This is a genomic window from Nocardiopsis xinjiangensis YIM 90004, assembly GCF_000341145.1.
GTDB lineage: Bacteria > Actinomycetota > Actinomycetes > Streptosporangiales > Streptosporangiaceae > Nocardiopsis > Nocardiopsis xinjiangensis.
In genome coordinates this window covers 1-250 of sequence record NZ_ANBE01000005.1, presented here as the reverse complement: position 1 = coordinate 250, position 250 = coordinate 1, and the positions used below count along the sequence as shown (strand labels likewise).

General features: G+C 68.4%; 1 pseudogene. It reads left to right on the top strand.

The annotated features are described in order from the left end of the window. Positions 1-29 precede the first annotated feature (29 nt). Positions 30-250 (top strand): annotated as a pseudogene (locus D473_RS24070) (sensor histidine kinase); the annotation flags it as partial.

Here is a 250-nt window from a genome sequence, read left to right as displayed (position 1 = left end):
GACACCCCCCCCCCACCCGAGCAGGAACCATGCCCCCCACCCCCCACACCACCCGCCACCCCCCACACACCACCCTCGCCTACCTCATCCTCCTCCTCTCCCAACACATCGCCGCCTTCCTCCTACTCCCCCTCATCATCGCCTCCGCCCTCCTCACCCTCCTCTGGATCGGCCTACCCTTCGTCATCCTCACCGGCACCCTCCTACGCACCCTCGCCACCAGCCAACGCCACACCCTCACCCACCTCAC